General features: G+C 67.4%; 1 protein-coding gene. It reads right to left on the reverse strand.

Annotation, left to right across the window (positions count from 1 at the left end):
• Positions 1 to 530: phosphoketolase family protein (locus AC1Q49_RS16250; protein ID WP_492493443.1), on the reverse strand; the 530-nt coding region annotated here is incomplete at both ends.

Raw genomic sequence — 530 nt, forward strand, 5'->3', positions numbered from 1 at the left:
GTGCCCGCCCACGGCAGGATCCCGAGCCCGCGGGTGCAGTGCTCGATCGCCTCGTCCATCGTCAGCCACTGCGGGGCGGGCTGCTTCCCGGCGACGACGACGTTGATGTACCCGGCCGAGCGCAGGCAGTGGTCGTAGGTGGACAGCAGCGTGTTCGCGTCGAACGGCAGGTAGACGCGGACGATGTCGGGGCTCTTGTTCAGGGCGAGGTCGATGAACCCGGGGTCCTGGTGAGAGAACCCGTTGTGGTCCTGCCGCCAGACGTGGCTGGAGAGCAGGTAGTTGAAGCTCGGGATCGGGTCCCGCCACGACACCTCCCGGGCCGCTTCGAGCCATTTGGCGTGCTGGTTGAACATCGAGTCGACGATGTGGGTGAACGCCTCGTAGCAGTTGAACAGCCCATGCCGGCCGGTAAGGACGTAGCCCTCGAGCCAGCCCTGGCACTGGTGCTCGCTGAGCACCTCCATCACCCGCCCAGTCGGGGCCAGGTGCTCGTCGACGGGCTCCACGGCCGCGTTCCACTGCTTGCC

Source organism: Microbacterium sp. MPR-TSA4 (assembly GCF_058792815.1).